This window comes from Shewanella nanhaiensis (assembly GCF_019457885.1).
GTDB classification, from domain to species: Bacteria; Pseudomonadota; Gammaproteobacteria; order Enterobacterales; family Shewanellaceae; genus Shewanella; species Shewanella nanhaiensis.
In genome coordinates this window covers 46,147-61,700 of sequence record NZ_JAHZST010000015.1, presented here as the reverse complement: position 1 = coordinate 61,700, position 15,554 = coordinate 46,147, and the positions used below count along the sequence as shown (strand labels likewise).

At 42.9% G+C, this 15,554-nt stretch carries 13 protein-coding genes; 8 read left to right on the top strand and 5 right to left on the bottom strand.

Features of this window, described 5'->3' with window-relative positions; genetic code table 11:
• Window positions 1-1,196 precede the first annotated feature (1,196 nt).
• Window positions 1,197-1,772, top strand: a complete 576-nt coding sequence (locus K0625_RS18215; protein ID WP_220110989.1) for a DUF2087 domain-containing protein — start codon at window positions 1,197-1,199, stop codon at window positions 1,770-1,772.
• Window positions 1,773-2,189, top strand: coding sequence for a GNAT family N-acetyltransferase (locus K0625_RS18210; RefSeq protein WP_220110988.1), 417 nt, complete (start codon window positions 1,773-1,775; stop codon window positions 2,187-2,189).
• Between the two features lie 110 nt (window positions 2,190-2,299).
• Here the strand turns inward: K0625_RS18210 and K0625_RS18205 are convergent, their stop codons facing one another.
• Window positions 2,300-3,691, bottom strand: coding sequence for an FG-GAP repeat domain-containing protein (locus K0625_RS18205; RefSeq protein WP_220110987.1), 1,392 nt, complete (start codon window positions 3,689-3,691; stop codon window positions 2,300-2,302).
• Between the two features lie 143 nt (window positions 3,692-3,834).
• Between K0625_RS18205 and K0625_RS18200 the strand changes: the two genes are divergently transcribed.
• Both K0625_RS18200 and K0625_RS18195 read left to right on the top strand, forming a co-directional pair.
• Window positions 3,835-5,895, top strand: coding sequence for a winged helix-turn-helix domain-containing protein (locus K0625_RS18200; RefSeq protein WP_220110986.1), 2,061 nt, complete (start codon window positions 3,835-3,837; stop codon window positions 5,893-5,895).
• Window positions 5,888-6,328 carry a GNAT family N-acetyltransferase gene (locus tag K0625_RS18195; RefSeq protein ID WP_220110985.1) on the top strand — a complete coding sequence of 147 codons (441 nt, stop codon included), beginning with the start codon at window positions 5,888-5,890 and terminating at the stop codon, window positions 6,326-6,328. Before K0625_RS18200 ends, K0625_RS18195 begins: the two co-directional genes overlap by 8 nt.
• A gap of 14 nt (window positions 6,329-6,342) precedes the next feature.
• On the opposite strand, the gene K0625_RS18190 is transcribed toward K0625_RS18195, so the two are convergent.
• The 4 genes from K0625_RS18190 to K0625_RS18175 all read right to left on the bottom strand — a co-directional run bounded on the left by K0625_RS18190 (window position 6,343) and on the right by K0625_RS18175 (window position 10,392).
• Window positions 6,343-7,833, bottom strand: a complete 1,491-nt coding sequence (locus K0625_RS18190; protein WP_220110984.1) for a DUF3300 domain-containing protein — start codon at window positions 7,831-7,833, stop codon at window positions 6,343-6,345.
• An 86-nt stretch (window positions 7,834-7,919) separates the two neighbouring features.
• A complete protein-coding gene (locus K0625_RS18185; protein ID WP_220110983.1) occupies window positions 7,920-9,320 on the bottom strand; it encodes an ATP-binding protein in 1,401 nt (466 codons plus the stop codon).
• Window positions 9,321-9,329: 9 nt separating this feature from the next.
• Window positions 9,330-10,022 (bottom strand): response regulator transcription factor, encoded by a 693-nt coding sequence (locus K0625_RS18180; protein ID WP_220110982.1) that lies wholly within the window; start codon window positions 10,020-10,022, stop codon window positions 9,330-9,332.
• A 34-nt stretch (window positions 10,023-10,056) separates the two neighbouring features.
• Complete coding sequence (locus K0625_RS18175; RefSeq protein WP_220110981.1) at window positions 10,057-10,392, bottom strand: PepSY domain-containing protein; 336 nt, start codon at window positions 10,390-10,392, stop codon at window positions 10,057-10,059.
• A 293-nt stretch (window positions 10,393-10,685) separates the two neighbouring features.
• Here K0625_RS18175 and K0625_RS18170 point away from each other — a divergent pair, with 293 nt between their 5' ends.
• From K0625_RS18170 to K0625_RS18155, 4 genes are all read left to right on the top strand, one after another.
• A complete protein-coding gene (locus tag K0625_RS18170) occupies window positions 10,686-11,603 on the top strand; it encodes a choice-of-anchor H family protein (protein WP_220110980.1) in 918 nt (305 codons plus the stop codon).
• Window positions 11,604-11,700: 97 nt separating this feature from the next.
• A complete protein-coding gene (locus K0625_RS18165; RefSeq protein WP_220110979.1) occupies window positions 11,701-12,165 on the top strand; it encodes a hypothetical protein in 465 nt (154 codons plus the stop codon).
• Between the two features lie 133 nt (window positions 12,166-12,298).
• Entirely contained in the window at window positions 12,299-12,832 is a 534-nt protein-coding gene (locus K0625_RS18160) for an outer membrane beta-barrel protein (RefSeq protein WP_220110978.1), read from the top strand.
• Between the two features lie 220 nt (window positions 12,833-13,052).
• Window positions 13,053-15,527: a TonB-dependent receptor gene (locus K0625_RS18155; RefSeq protein ID WP_220110977.1), complete on the top strand. Its 2,475-nt coding sequence runs from the start codon at window positions 13,053-13,055 to the stop codon at window positions 15,525-15,527.
• Window positions 15,528-15,554 lie beyond the last annotated feature (27 nt).

Genomic DNA, 15,554 nt, shown 5'->3' with positions numbered 1-15,554 from the left:
CCATAGAAACTTCGATACTGTCCTTGTATGGTATTAAAAATCAATCAAGAACGAGAATTCTACAGGCTCGTTACATACCACCAATCGGATAGAATATGAAATTCAAAATTACACTTTTATTATTTATGCTTACTATTTCTGGAGCTGTTAATTCAGCAAGGTTTGATATATCAGCAACAATAGGGCAGATTCGGTATCATGAGTCCTCAAGTACTTTAGCTGCTTCATGGAGGGGACACCTTTGGTTTGGTTTGGTTTGGTAAGCCCAGATAAAATTCCTAGCTGTCACAAGTATGGAGGTCAGCTTGCTATCTCTGTACCCAAAGGTAACGAAACTGCTATCTCAATAATTCTAGCTGCGAAAATGTCAGGTAAAGAGGTATTGGTTACTATTGACGATTCAGTTAAATTTCCACATGGTGAATACTGTCGACTAGAGTACATAACTATCAAGTAAAATATGTAATCGGGTAGCCGGAGGTATCTAACCTCCAGCTCCAGCTCCCGCACCACTCTGCATGCGGCTCCGCACAGGGCGGTTCATTTAGATAAAATCTCTGGGTAGCTTCTTGTTTCGAGAGTGAACAGTGATCCATCTCTTAGTGAACATAAACCCGCTTTCTTAAGATAATCATTAGTAATGATAATGTGAATCGAATAATTCAGAGCCTAAGCACTAACTAATTCCAGTCCAAAAATGCGCTACAACCAGTAAGTTCAATCGAAGAGATAAACAATCAGGTGTGAACGCGGCTGTGACCTTCGACATCAAGGATGATGTCGCAGAGCGTAAAGGGACATATTCATAGCGTGTCACTGAAGTGTTTACACTAAAGCTTGCTGCAGGCAGTAAACATTAGCTTAGTTATGGTATTTAGGAAACGAACCAAATACCAATGCAGCCTAATGAACCCAATCTAAAAGATATTTGAAACTTGCTATCAGGCAAGTCTCTTAACTGATTGTTGCAATTTATCTTAACCCCGTTAAGATAATACCTAAGGTCGGCAGACCACCTAGGCATCGCCACTGCTCTTTTTAGTGCAGCGCTAAACCTGCTGAGAATCCCTATATAGATATCAAATTTAAGGTATCAGGCTACCTAATTTTTTGTGTGCCTTGTTTGGAATGGCGATCACTGACCCATGAACACGTTTGTGTTCATCTGCTTGGCACCCATAAAACGGGTAAATCTTATGTCAAAAAATCTGATCCCCTTTAGCTGCGACGATATCTCGGCGTTGGCTAAATCTTTGCGTAAACAGTTGCAGCAACATGAGTCGTTTCCTAGCCATGTCGAGATGCTAAACATCTTAGCTAAGGCCTCGGGCCTGCAAAACTTCCAGCAGTTGCGTCAGCAGCATGAAGAGCTGCTATCCTCTTCGCAACCTCAATTATCGGTTCCTATCCCTAAGAAATTAAAACCCTTTATGAGTGCTGATTACGTAATGCAGGGGTGGCCTGCAAAATACGCAATTCAGCAGCTGAGTTTGTGGTTTTTCTGGTGCCGATTTCAGTACCAACAGAGCTATAGTGAGCGGCAAGTGAATGAAATTTTAGTCGATTATCTCGACTTTAAAGATTTTTCTTTAATTCGTCGTGAGCTTTGTAATCATAAACTGCTTAAACGCACCGATGATGGGCGCACTTATTGGCGTGCTTCTGCAACGCCCCCTGAGGGTTTTGAGCCTCTGGCTGATGTCTGGCCTAGTCAATTCATCTCTACTCAATTAAAGCCAGGTCAATTGAGTTGCGTAAGCCAAGGAGCGTAAATGAAGTTTCAAGTGATTAATGAAGAGGCTCCTGATTTGGTGAATGTGCTGGTCGAGGGAGTACGGCAACATCTCCATGATCAGATAGGGGGTGAAGCCACTCAACCACTATCTGTCGCTGCTTATGATAATGGCGAGTTAATCGGCGGCGTATCAGGGCGCACCATTTACGGTAATTTTTTAATTGAGGTGGTGTGGGTTGATAAGAGGTATCGAGGTACTGGGCTTGGCCGGAAGCTGATGGAATCAGCCGAAGTCCAAGCCATAGGGCGAGGGTGCAGAGTCTCCCAAGTGGATACTTTGTCAATTCAAGCGCCACTCTTCTATCAGAAGTTAGGTTTTAAGATCGCAGGAGAGATCCCTGAATTCTCTGGCAGCCCTGGGCGCTATTTTCTGATGAAAACTTTAAGCAAGTAAGCTAGTACTAATGGTCAGCTAAAAACTAAGTAGAAGCTCAGCCCCTGTTTGCTAAAAACTAAGTAGACTGGGGCTGAGTGGTTAATAGGCTCTGTTAGTCCTTTAAAGTTTTAGATCTTATTTTGTACTCTTGCTTGTCTAGAGTTGGCTAAACCTAATGCGATGATGAGTGCACACAGCAGTGAATACCAAGATAAAGCTCCGCCACCTGAAGAGCTATCCTCCTCGGGGGCTGGTGTACTTGGTGGTGTTGGATTTGAGATTTGAGCAAATTGAGCAGTAAGAGAGATATCGCCTCCCTGTTTTACTATGCAGTCTTTGTAGCTGTTAGTTGCAAAGTAATAAAACCTTTGATTATTAAACTCACCTGTTGCGACATCTTGATAGCCATCACTGTTTAAGTCTGCAATCACTGCCGCGGTAACCCCTTCACTTGGCTTTGTTATAGCTTGCATATCTGTAAAGGTATTATCCCCCTTGTTATAGTAGAGCCCAAGCACTGAAGGGCGGTAGTAGGCTGCCAATATGTCAACTGTACCGTTGTTATCAATATCACCAAAAGCTGCGCCATAACTTGCGGGGCGGGTATCGACCACGGTTCTGGTCGTGGAGGATTCATCTGTTTTATACAGAACAGTTTCTCCTGTCACAATCTCTGCTGCGATAACTAAGAACTCATTTGAATCGACACTTTTGCTGATATCTAAGGTGATAGCAGCATTATCTGAAAGTGTTTTTTCAAGTACAAACTCCCCATCTTGGAGTGTAAATAGCGATGTTTTAGGGGATTTAATACTTGTCACTAACTGAAATAGATCGCCTGAGATATCGGCTGAAAATGATGACACAATTAAATCTGCTTGTTGGTCATCATTGATGTCAGTGATAGTAATTGCGTAGGGCTTAGTATCTTCAATTAAGATATCACGGTTAAAGCTGAAATCGCCATTGCCATCATTGCTATACAGTTTAAGCTTGGATTGACCATATACCGAAACAATCAGATCTTGATCACCATCATAGTCCCAATCATAAAAATCCAGTGAGGATGGGTAACTTAAGCCTCCTTCGACAGTTTTTTCCGTAAATGTTCCTGAGCCATCGTTTGTTAATGTAATGACTTTACCGTTAAATAGACTAATGGCAGCGAGATCCTCTTTGCCATCACCATTGATATCTGCGCTTCTTAATGTTTTAGCGCCTCCTGATACAGCACTTAGTCTGGATGATTGCTTATTAATGAATACCTCATTACCTGCATCACACTGTTGCCCAGTCCATCCCGTGAACTCCCAGTTTTCCGAAGGACTGGCGACTAGTGTATTCTCTGCTAGGTCGTTTTCAATGACACAGTTCTCGTTACAGGTAATGTTGGCTTCTGTTGCATTAACACTTCCTTCGCCCTCAATGTTTAGGGTAATAATGTCGGCTTTAGCTTGAGGCACAAACAGGGTAGCTAAAGTGACAACTGAGGTGGTTAGTAGTATTTTATCGATTCCCATAAAGATTCCATTTGCAAGGTGTGGTGTGTAGAGAGTTTTGTAAGTTAAATCCAGTTAACGTACAATGATTTAACAATTATGGGGAGATGATGGTTTAATTTGTTTAATAAAAACATAGTATTATATAAGGCTTGGCTCGCGCTATGACATTTCAATTTGCAAACTGTTTAGTATTTCCTGCGCACAATAAGCTTGAAATAGATGGGCAATCGATAAAAATAGAGCCCAAAATTATGCAAGTTTTATGTTTTCTTCTGCGACATCAAGGTCAAGTTGTGAGTCGCGAATTTATTGCCCAATCTCTGTGGCCTGACACTGTGGTTGGACTCGATGTGATCACCCGAGCTATCTTTGAGTTGCGAAAAATTCTCAATGATTCGGCTCAGTCCCCCCAGTTCATCGAAACCATTGCCCGCAAAGGCTATTGCTTTATCTATCCTCTTGAACAAAAGTCAGTTGATGAGGGAAATGTTGAGTGCTTGGTTGAGAGTTCTGAATCTAAGCCATTTTTTAAATGGTCTCTATTTGTGACGCTCTCAGTCGCAGTAATCTTGACTGTAGTTGTAGTGAGCTTTTTCCTAACAAGATATGACTCTGATAGTCAGGTTCATAGGTTTCGGTCAACCTTATTAAGTCATTCAGATAGCCAAGTGGAAATGCCTGCTTTAAGTCCTTCCCAAAAGAATGTTTTATTTGTTCAGTCCTTTCCAGAGAATAGGTTTAATCAGATTTTTTTGATGGATCTGCAGACCAATAAAAAAGTTGCGTTAACTGAACAAGATGCTATTTACCGTTTTCCTCTATGGGGGGCGAGTGGCAAGTATATTTACTATATAAAGTGTATCAAGCGAGATTGTCAGCTTATTCAGGACAATATAGAGAGTAGGGAAAAACAGGTTTTGTTTTCTAGAGGTGTGGAGATCACTTCATTTGATATCTCACCCTTAGAGCAAGATATTGTCTTAAATGTCACTGAGGGGAAAAGTCAGAGGTTAGCTTTACTTTATTTCGATAAACCAGAGCCTTTGTATATGGAGCTGTCTGATGGCATGCACAGAATGCCAAAATACAGTTTAGATGGTCGCAGTGTTTTTTTTGTTACTTCAACATCAAATGGTTACACGGTTTTGAATCAGTATCATTTGGCTGATGGAGTGGTAGAGCAACTTAATAGTGAGTTTCATTCGATACTGAGTGTTGAACCTGTGAGCACTAATCAGCTTTGGATCTCAGGCAAACGAGATGGGAGGTTTGCGATATGGTCAATGGCTCTCGATAGTAAGGAGTTAGAACAGGTTATTGATAACCACTCCAGTGAGTATCAATCTCAACTCTCATCTGCCAATGACGGTACATTTAATTTAGTTTATAAGAATTGGCATCGTAACATTAATGTAGACCAGTATGGGTTGACTGATTATCCGCAAATGTTAAATAGCGATGCTATTGATATTAATGCCATCTACTCCCCAGAGACAAAGTCATTTTTCTCAGTATCTAATCGCTCTGGTTCATTTGAAATTTGGCAGCATAAAGCCAATGAATCTCAGCAGATGACAAGGTTAAAGGCCAATAGTTTAGGCCAGCCGCTATTGTCGCAAGATAATACGCAATTAGCGTTTTTAAATAAGAGAGATGCTTTTAGTGAGTTAACTATCTTGGATATCGAGTCTCAGCAACCTCTTATGAGCTATCAAGTGCCAGTGAACACTCATCTGCTCGAGTGGTCTAATCGTACTGGAGCCATCTATGTTAGTGTGTTAGAACAAAAGCAGTACACGCTTGCAGTGATTGATTTATCCGATGGGAAATTAACTAAGCTTGTTGTCAATGCAGGTGGGTTTGTCAAAGAACCCACTGATGGCAATGGGCTTATTTACGTTGATATGTCTAATGGACTGTTGATGCGGACAAATGCTTTGTCTGAAACTAAGCGAATTGTCGATCTCTTGTCTCTTAATGTTGCATCAATTCCTCGAGGCTTAATGCTTACAGAGCAGTGGCTCTATTATGTTGTTTTTGCAGATGAGGGGCCAAGAGTTATGCGATATGAGCTGAGCTCTTCTGAGGTCTCTTTATATGCTCAATTACCTAAAGGCAGTGTGGTCACTCAAATTGGTGGTGAAGATAAGCCTTTTGTTATCTTTGATCGCCTTATTGAGGATGAATCAAAAATCATTTTGTTAGAGAGTGAGTATGATTAGAGTTGCAAGGTCTAATGATCTAGCTAGTGTGCTTAAACTCTACAGGGAGCTTAGGCCGTTAGACCCAGATTTAGAGGTTAATTTTGCCAAAGAGAAGTGGTCGGAGATTATTGACGATCCACTTACCTTTATTATTGTCGCCGATATTGATGGTGAGCTTGCGTCAACTTGTTCATTAAACCTCAATCTTAGTATTGCAAATGGGGCAAGGCCATTTGCAATTATCGAGCATGTTATTACCTCAGAAAAATTTCGCAGACAGGGGTTAAGCCGACAAGTATTAGAGTTTGCAATATCCATGGCTTGGGAGGAAAACTGCTGTAAAGTGATGTTACTCTCTGGTGAGCACTTAAAAAAAGCCCACTCTTTATATGGATCAGTGGGCTTTAAAAGTGGTATTGAGAAAGGGTTTGTTATTAAGCCTCCCAGTTAACGAATAGGGATGCGTTAATCCCTACTTCTATTTTGTCTCTGTCCTTGTCCTTTATGTTGTGATCTTTGCTGAGTATTTCGGTGGACTCTTTGTTGAGTACTCTTCTGAGCCCTCTGTGTTGACTGTCTAGCCTGCTTAGGTTGTTGAGCCCTCATCCGCTGCGAGCTCTGTCTTTGTTGTTTGTCCATACTGCGTTGAGCTTGCTGATTTCTAGGCTGATGAATACTCCTTTGAGTTTGGCTTTTCTTCACCTCTCTTTGCGTATTCTCCCTTGATTTTAACTGAGATCTTACCCTGTTATGTGTACTGGCTGTGTTATACCTCTCTTTTCTGTCGTAATGACTAGGCTTATGGTTTCTAACTGGTTGGTGGCTCTTAACTCGTTGAGGATTATTAACTCGTTGAGGACTCTTAACCGGCTGATGGCTCTTAATTGGCCTATGGCCCTTAACTGGCTTATGGCTATTATGTAGCTTACTAGCAAATCTCTGCTCTCTGTGTTGCTTGACCTGTTTGTTGTATTGCTTAAGTGTCTTGTCGTGACGACTGTTATGTTTTCTATTATATGCCAGTGAGTTACGTTCCGCATGACGTAACTGCTTGCTGTGAGCTATGCTGGGTCTATGGCTGTTATAGCGCTGTTTTACATGGGTACTGCGATAAGCGACCCCCCGTCTGTGGTGTGGTTTGTGGTGCCACTTTTGCGAGCCATGACTGGTGACAATACGACCTCTGTGTCTGTAGTGGTGTGAATGACGGTGATCGATCACCACGACTCTGTGATTACTCCAATGGAATGCACTGAAAAAGAAATTAAAGCTGATATGTACGCCGCTATTCCAGTAAAAATGACCATGGGGACGACCTACATAATAGGGATAGGGAGCCCAATATACAGGAGGGTAGTTATACCAGCGCCAATGTCCATAGACGGTACGCGGATCATAATAGGGCACATAGACAAACTCTTTCTGTACAGGCTCAATCACTATCTGCTTATTGACTCGAGTGACTGACATATTCTCCATATCCGCCAAGCTATTGGCTTCGTCAGCTTGGGCCCTCAATGATTGAATGCTGGCAAGCATCTGGGTTTCATCTTGTAAGAAGGCGTCGCCAAGATCTTGTGTCCAGCTCAAGTCACTACTTAGTTTCTCTAACACATTGGGAAAGGCCAGCAGGGCGGTGACACTGGGATCCCAATCTTTTTTCTGGGCTTTCTCCATCAATTGCGCTGTGGGCAGGAGTTTGTTTTTATTCACCAGCCGATTAGCCTGAACTAGCTCTAATGGGTAGGTCGCTGCAATTAAAATATGGGTCAACAAGCTGTCTGGGTAGAGGGCAATAGGGGCTAACATCTGCTCCAGTTCAGCTTCACTGAACTGTACTTGCTCCTCAACTGCTTGCGCATTGGCTACTGGGATTGAACTGGCAATGAGTAAAATCAGGTAGCTGATAAACGTGGTAAATCTTGAACTCTGTAGTCTTGATTTGAGCGTATTCATAGGCTCTCCAGTTCCATTTGTGACGTTAAAGTCATTATAAAGAGCTGAAGATGAACATAAGCTGAAGGGTAAAATAGGATTGAAAGTTAGCTTTTTTGGTTAAAGGTGATGCAGAATCTGGCTCCCCCTAACGTTTCAGAGCGGGAAATAACAAGCTTGCCGTTATAGCTGTCGAGGAGATCTCGAACGATAGCTAAGCCGATCCCGTGTCCCTGTTCGTAGGAGTCTGCGCGAGTTCCTCTTTCAAAGATTTTACTCTGCTGCTCAGCACTCACGCCTGGGCCGTCATCCTCTACGCTGATGCTTAACTCCTGTTGTGAGAGGGAGATATCTAACATGACCTGCTCTTTTGCTGCTTTGCAGGCGTTATCTAGCAGGTTACCTAATATCTCTGTGAGGTCGGCTTCATCGCCTCTGAAGATGGCGTCCTTGTCGACATTGCTGCTGAGTTTTAGCTCAGGCTCGCGATAGATCTTACCCAATATGCGGATGAGTTTATCGGAGATGGGCGCAAGTTTGACGCCTAAATGCCAGGATGAGCCTGCGGCAGATTGAGCGCGTTTGAGCTGGTGGCCTATAATGCGATTAATATTTGAGACCTGCTCGACAGATGTACTGTCCAGCCCTTTTTGACTCTGAATAACCGCTAGGGGAGTTTTCAAGCTGTGGGCAAGATCCGATAGGGCGTTGCGATAACGCTTGCGCTGATTTTGCTCGGTAATGAGCAAGGTATTGAGCTGATAGGCCACCGCTTGTAACTCATTAGGGTAATCTGTGCTGAGCTGCATGGTTTTACCATTTTCGACATCTTGTAGCTCCTGCTTAAATTTGGCTAAAGGCTTTAATGTCCATAGGAGCCAAGTGAGCTGTGCTACTGCCAGCAGTGCCATGAGAAGAAGTAGCCAGCTCCATAGTGTCTGGTTAAATTTATCTATCTGAAGTTGAAAATCGGCTTGATCTTTAATGATATGCAGCGTGATAGGAAAGCTCCCCCCCTCCTGCTCGAAGCTGACACTGAGGCTGTAGATAATATGAGGTCTCCCCGCTAGGGTTATCTGGGCAAACTCACTTTGACCTATCGCCGGTTGAGGGAGGTTTGTTGGCTCATCTATTCCTAAGAAGGAGTCTGAGTGCCAAACTTGTTTCCACTCTTTAGTGACTTTATTGCTGCTGGTTTTGTCCCCCTTAGGAGTAGAGATTAAGGCGTAGAGGCCAGACTGAATCACATTAAATTGATTTTCTAATAAAAGTTCTGGCATCTGCAGTTGGTTGTTTTCAACCTCAGTAACCGCTAAAACTGAGTAGATATAGGCGCTTAGTTCACTCTTGGCTGCTGTTTTTACCTGCTGTTTAAAGGCATCGTTGAGAGTGAAGCCTATTAAGGGCATCAGAATGAGGATCAGCAAGAGGGCGCTGACGATAAGCCTAGCCTTAAGCGAGTTAAGGGGGGAAGGTTTGCTTGGAGTCATTGCCAGCTGGCTTTTCATATTAACTCGTTATTTTGAGGCTTTGTCAGTGGTCAGTGTAGCTAGGCGGTAGCCTTGACCACGTAGCGTTTCAATAAGCCCATATTGATTATCAGGATCGAGCTTTTTACGTAACCGCCTGATAAAGACCTCAATGACATTGGAGTCGAGGTCAAAGTCCTGATCATAGATATGTTCGGTGAGTACCGTCTTGGATTTTACTTCACCAGGATGGAGCATAAAGTACTCAAATAACTTATATTCTGAACCACTTAAAGTGATAAGCTGTTCGCCCCTTTTTACCTCTAAACTGCTAGTGTTGATGCTAAAAGGGCCGTTGTGTATCAAGGGGCTTGCTTTGCCTGCAGAGCGGCGGATCAGCGCCTTGAGTCTGGCGACTAACTCCTCGGGATGAAATGGTTTAGTCAGGTAATCATCGGCGCCCGCATCGAGTCCCTCTACTTTATCTTGCCAACTGTCACGAGCAGTTAAGATAAGAATGGGGAAATCTATCTCTTTCTCTCTGAGTGTGGTGATAAGTGCGATACCATCCATCTTTGGCAGGCCCACATCAATGATCCCAGCGTCATAGCGATATTCACAACCTTGGAAGAGGCCTATTTCACCGTCACAGGCCACATCGACGGTATAGTTAGCGTCAAGGAGGTGTTGCTTCAGGTTAGTTTGTAGCTCAATATCATCTTCGACTAAGAGTATTCTCATCTATGTCTCCTCCCTAAGTTAATTACTATGAATATTAATTTCGACGAACACTGCCAGTTTTGGCATCCACAGAAACATAAAAAACCACCCCTTGGTTTGATAACATCTTTATCCGATAGCCCGGATTACCATTGACTCGACTTGATTGAGCCTTAAGTACCTTGCCTCGGTATTGACGTTTCACCAATTGGATAGCTTGATCTTTGCTTTTTACTCTGAGTTGGCTCTTAGCCTGTCTAGACGATTGACCCGCCATGGTCATGGCGCTTGTCGTCATGATTTGATACGCACTCTTCGCCTGCCCGGCTTGTGGAACCAGAGAAGCTGTGGTTAATGTTGCTGTGAGTATCAAAATAGAGCCTAACTTCATTCAGTGTGCCCGCCTATAGGAGAGTTAACTTGTACTAGCCAATACAACTAGTCGATGTCTTAGTGTAAAAGATCCCACACTATTAAGAAACTCTCTAATTTGTTTCTAAGTACTTGTTTATTAAATGTAGTACAAGCATGACCTCTCTAAGCTTATCTGGTTGAGATGAACATAGGCTGAATGTGCTTAGTGAGGCAAGTTGGATAAATTGCTTAATTTTCAACGTTCAGCTTCTGTTCACATTAAATCGTCTCTAATGACCTCAACAACCAAGATTAGATGAGGCTTAGGATATGAAACAGGAAACACAAGCAATTTTGACAACACAGATGGGTAAGACACTGCAATCCTTGAGCCTAGTGGTGGGGTTAACCATGGCGGCAGGACAGGTGAGTGCCACAGAGCTTGATGTTGATGGATTTACTGTCGATAAGGTAAACAGCTCTATTGGCCGAGAGTTAAGCAGTGCTGAGGTAACCACTGTGGATTCGGGACGTATCGGTTCACTGGCGGAGCTTGATCAAACTCAGTTAAACCAGTTGCGTTTAAATGCTGAAAATAATCAGTCAACTGGAGTGAAACCTAAAACTCGACAAGAGATGATAAGCGCCCATAAAAAAGGGTTAATTCCAGTAAAATACCAGCCAAAAAAGGTAAAAGGAGACTCCCAAGCTAATGTACCAGCGGCATTTGCTAATCCTATCTATAACGAGTTTGCCATCTATGATGCCAGCAGCCGTTTGTTTGAAGATAATGATTATGATGGTTTCTACCAAACCTTTAGTGTCACCTTCGATGCCGATGTATATGGTGCTTATCAGAATGAGCATGCAGAGGTTTACGCCGAGATGTATTTGAGCCGCAACGGCGGGCCTTGGGAGCACTATTACACCACAGATATTTTCACCATTGTGGGGGATTCGACTGAGGATGATTTTGAAGTGTTAACAACTCTTAATTCAGGTTATTCAGCTGATTATTATGATGTGTTAATCGATCTCTATGAAGTGGGTTATACAGACATAGTTGCGACGGTCAGCTCTGATAATTTTGACAGCCTTTATGCATTGCCACTTGAGAGTAGCGATAGAGATTATATTGATAATGGCAATAGCAGTAGTGAAGGCCATGGTGGTGGCTCGCTCTCTTTTATGGTACTAGTTGGCTTAGCTCTGTTAGCTAGATTAAGAGGCTTATCGACTAAGCATTAGCCCTAATGATATTAGTCTAAGCCTATCTTCCAAAGCCGACCTCTGTCGGCTTTGGTTTATGCTTATTTGAAGGTAATATACTTAACGATTTTAGTTAATGACCTTTTTGATTATGACTGTCGACAATATGCGTGAAGTAGAGCAAGTTAGAATTATTGGTAATACTCAAGATACGGCGTTGTGGATCTGGGAGAATTTAGTACCTAAAAGTGGCAGGGCTGCTAGTGCGCAGGGAGAGGTGATGCGCTGTATCGAGTTGCTAGCCTGGGAAGCGCAAAATAATTCGAATTTAAACTGGGATAAGAGCTTCGATGATATTTTAGCCTATTTAAAAGAGAGCTATCTAGGTGATACCTCACCCATGTCGGCCTTCTTTGATGAGAAAACCAAGAGCCAGATAGAGAGCGACCTGCACCGTCTTGGGAATTTTATCCTGCCGACAGAGTTAGACAGTAGAGTTTATAATGAAGAGCTGCCTTACATTGAGGAAGATCTTTATGCTCGTTTAACCGAAAATTTGGTTAGTTTTTGCCGACAATACCCGTCACTCCTGCCACGCTAGCCATATCCTAAACTGCCCAATAAAATATATGCTTGTTACGTAGTTGTTATCGTCCTCTTTTCTGGTAGGCTAAGTTTTAGTAGATAATTCAATAGTAATAATAAGATATAGGAAGAGTTTCAGGGAGGGGGAGATGAAAAAAGTACTTATGACGGGAAGTGCGCTATTGATGCTATTTCTAGCGACACCAGTAACAGCGGCTCCAGACATTCAAGGTTACTATATTGGCGCAATGGGTGGTTATGGTGAGCTCGAAGCCAATGAGTTTAATGAGTCTGCTGCCAGTTACGGCGGCTATGCTGGTTATAGCTTTGGCAAAGATCTGGCCATTGAGAGCACCTTCTTTACAACGGCCAACTTAGCCGATGAGGGAGATGTTAAGGCGAGATCTGTCACACTGGCTGCAAAACTGAACCACTTTTTTAGTCCAACTTATTCCATGTTTATTAAAATAGGGGTTGCAAGCACTGATGTGTCGGCAGGTATCGATGATTACTCTGCGACTGGTTGGATGTGGGGGGCTGGCTTTAATATGGCGATAACCGACAATGTGAATATACGTCTTGGCTATGAGATGATATTAACCGATCTTGAGCATGATACGTCCGATGACATTATTGATTCAGAACTTGCTAATCTCTATCTGGGTATTAATTACCAATTCTAATTATATCTCATTCCTCTAATACTGATTGGTATAAAAAGGCGTTTATACGCCTTTTTTGTGTCTGATACTCTTTACTAAATATTTACTTTGTAAGTTTTTTTATAACATCATAAAAAATAATACAAATTGCTCAACTTTGTATCAGTCAGTGAAACAGCTATTGCAATGTTAATGATAATCGTTATCATCTCGCCGTAATACTTATGGGGGATATTAACTAATGCAACAATTTCGTTTTTCACTACTTGCTGTCGCATGCGCATCCAGCTTTTTATCAGGGAGTCTTTTTGCTGCTGATATGGTTGAAAACAAGTACTCTGAACCTTCTGGATCTCAAGCTAAAGAGCTGAAAAACAAGGATGTAGAACATATCACTGTCTATGGAAGACAGAATCAAGTGGTTATGAATTCAGGCCTAGCGACTAAATCAGATATGTCTTTAATGGAGACTCCTGCAGCGGTGGTTATCGTCGATGAGGAGCTCATTAAGGCACAAGGCGCTGATAGCCTGCAGGATCTGGTGCGCAATATCAGTGGGGTTACTCAAGCTGGTAATAACTATGGCATTGGCGATAACTTAGTTATCCGTGGTTTGGGGGCTAACTACACGTTTGATGGCATGTATGGCGGTGCAGGTTTAGGTAACACCTTTAATCCTACTCGTTCGTTAACTAATGTTGAGTCTATTGAGGTGCTAAAGGGGCCTGCAACGGGGTTATACGGTATGGGAAGCGCCGGAGGTGTCATTAACCTTATCGAGAAGAAGCCAGAATTTGAATCTCAAAATGAGATTGGTGTTGAGCTAGGCCAGTGGGATACCTACGCTCTGTCAATTGACAGTACTGGCGGCTTAACCGATAACTTGGCTTACCGAGTTGTCGCTAAAACTGCCCGCAGCGATGGATATCGAGATATAGGCACAGACAGGGATGAGGTCTATACCTCACTTAAGTATGTGATTGATGACTCTCAGGATCTGATGTTGTCGGCCTCCTATATTAAAGATGCTATCGCAGTGGATTCCATCGGTCATCCGATACGTATCTATAATTCCGCCTCGGTAGATGGTAAATCCGCAGACCAAGTTGGCTGGGAGGATTTAATAAACGACCCTAATGGTAAGGGGATTGTGCTGACAGAGGCGCAACGTCAAGAGTTAGCAAACTCCCTCGCCGCTGGTGATGGTTTAACTCCTTACGCGTTTGGTAAGGCGGGCATTATCTCTCCTATCGCAAAAGATAATGAGGGTGAGGAACTTAGGTTTAAGCTGACTCATAATATCTACTTTAACGATAATCTTTTCCTAAATCAGCAGCTCCAGTTTCGGGATTACACCTCTGGGTTTGCCCGCCAGACAGGTGCTTACAACTATGTGTATTGGAATCGAAGAGGAAGCATTAATGCAGACCCACGTGCGCCACTGGTTGAAAATGGGGTGCTCCATCCCTTTGCTGCGCGTCGTCAGGAGTACCGTAAAGTTGAAGCCGATGAGACCTCTTGGCAGTATTTCGCCGACCTAAGATATGATTTTGAGCTTGGTGGAATTGAAAATGAGTTGTTGGTCAATGCGAACTTTGAAGACCGCAGTATTCGCTTTAAGCAACACTCTATCTATGATGCCGATAAGGTGATTAAGAACAAAGCGGGTGATGTTATCTACCAAGGTATCCACCCCTACATCTACGATATTCGTAACCCTAATTGGGGAACTGGCAGCTTTGAAGATTACGATCCTCTGCTTACCAGTAATTACAACAAGACGGTTAATGCTTGGGGTGTCGGCTTGCAACATGTGGGCTACTTTGGATATGGCTTCACCACTCGTGTTGGTGTGGCATTTAATGAAATTAAACAAAGTTATGAGCATTTAGGTGTAGATGCTCGTTATCGCGCTAGCGCAGCTGAGCCTACTCCTGAGCAAGATACCACCGATAATGGCATCACCTATAACTTAGGTGTGACCTATATGCCGACCGATAATCTCTCCTTTTTTGTTAATCACTCAAAAGGCCGCACGGCTTACAGTATTTTAGGCAGTGTAACGGGAGGTGATAGTGATAGGCCAGATTCTGAGTCGGTGAGTGATGATCTGGGCGTGCGTTATAAGGCTTTTGATGATCAGATGTTGACCTCCTTGGTGTTCTTTAAAAGTTCACGAACCAATTTGAGGTATACAAATCCAGATTATGAGGATGGGGTCTCTGGGCCAAGCGTGTCACAGTATTTCAATGATGGCAGTGAGGAGACATCGGGTGTTGAGTTGGATATGAATGCTCACCTTAATGATCAATGGTCTGTGAATCTAAATGGTGTGTATCAAGATGCCAGAGATAAAAAAGATCCAACTAGAAGCAGCTTTGATACTCGTCAAAAAGGTGTTCCCTATGTGACTGCCAGTGCCTGGGTAACCTATGGTGCAGAGTGGTTTTCGTTGGCAAGCCCTTTAAACATTAGCTTAGGGGCCAAATATGTCGATGAGCGCAGTACGAACTCAAGTTCATTCGGTATTCCTGATGGTTATGTGCCTAGTTATACAGTGATGGATACGGCGGTAAGTTATCAGGCCGATAGCTGGAAGCTGCAGCTTAACGTCAATAACTTGCTCAATGAAAGTTATTACAATAAAGCGATGTTTCTCGGTGGCATGCCAGGTGAAGAGCGTAATGCCAAGCTGACCTTCAGTTATCAGTTATAAGTGACAATCTTGTTAGCTCTCATATTG

Excerpts from the sequence above, each read along its gene's own strand:
- K0625_RS18185 (WP_220110983.1), bottom strand. The coding sequence starts at position 9,320 with ATGAAAAGCCAGCTGGCAATGACTCCAAGCAAACCTTCCCCCCTTAAC.
- K0625_RS18175 (WP_220110981.1), bottom strand. The coding sequence starts at position 10,392 with ATGAAGTTAGGCTCTATTTTGATACTCACAGCAACATTAACCACAGCT.
- K0625_RS18195 (WP_220110985.1), top strand. The coding sequence starts at position 5,888 with ATGATTAGAGTTGCAAGGTCTAATGATCTAGCTAGTGTGCTTAAACTC.
- K0625_RS18205 (WP_220110987.1), bottom strand. The coding sequence starts at position 3,691 with ATGGGAATCGATAAAATACTACTAACCACCTCAGTTGTCACTTTAGCT.
- K0625_RS18155 (WP_220110977.1), top strand. The coding sequence starts at position 13,053 with ATGCAACAATTTCGTTTTTCACTACTTGCTGTCGCATGCGCATCCAGC.
- K0625_RS18180 (WP_220110982.1), bottom strand. The coding sequence starts at position 10,022 with ATGAGAATACTCTTAGTCGAAGATGATATTGAGCTACAAACTAACCTG.
- K0625_RS18190 (WP_220110984.1), bottom strand. The coding sequence starts at position 7,833 with ATGAATACGCTCAAATCAAGACTACAGAGTTCAAGATTTACCACGTTT.
- K0625_RS18170 (WP_220110980.1), top strand. The coding sequence starts at position 10,686 with ATGAAACAGGAAACACAAGCAATTTTGACAACACAGATGGGTAAGACA.
- K0625_RS18200 (WP_220110986.1), top strand. The coding sequence starts at position 3,835 with ATGACATTTCAATTTGCAAACTGTTTAGTATTTCCTGCGCACAATAAG.
- K0625_RS18210 (WP_220110988.1), top strand. The coding sequence starts at position 1,773 with ATGAAGTTTCAAGTGATTAATGAAGAGGCTCCTGATTTGGTGAATGTG.
- K0625_RS18160 (WP_220110978.1), top strand. The coding sequence starts at position 12,299 with ATGAAAAAAGTACTTATGACGGGAAGTGCGCTATTGATGCTATTTCTA.
- K0625_RS18215 (WP_220110989.1), top strand. The coding sequence starts at position 1,197 with ATGTCAAAAAATCTGATCCCCTTTAGCTGCGACGATATCTCGGCGTTG.
- K0625_RS18165 (WP_220110979.1), top strand. The coding sequence starts at position 11,701 with ATGACCTTTTTGATTATGACTGTCGACAATATGCGTGAAGTAGAGCAA.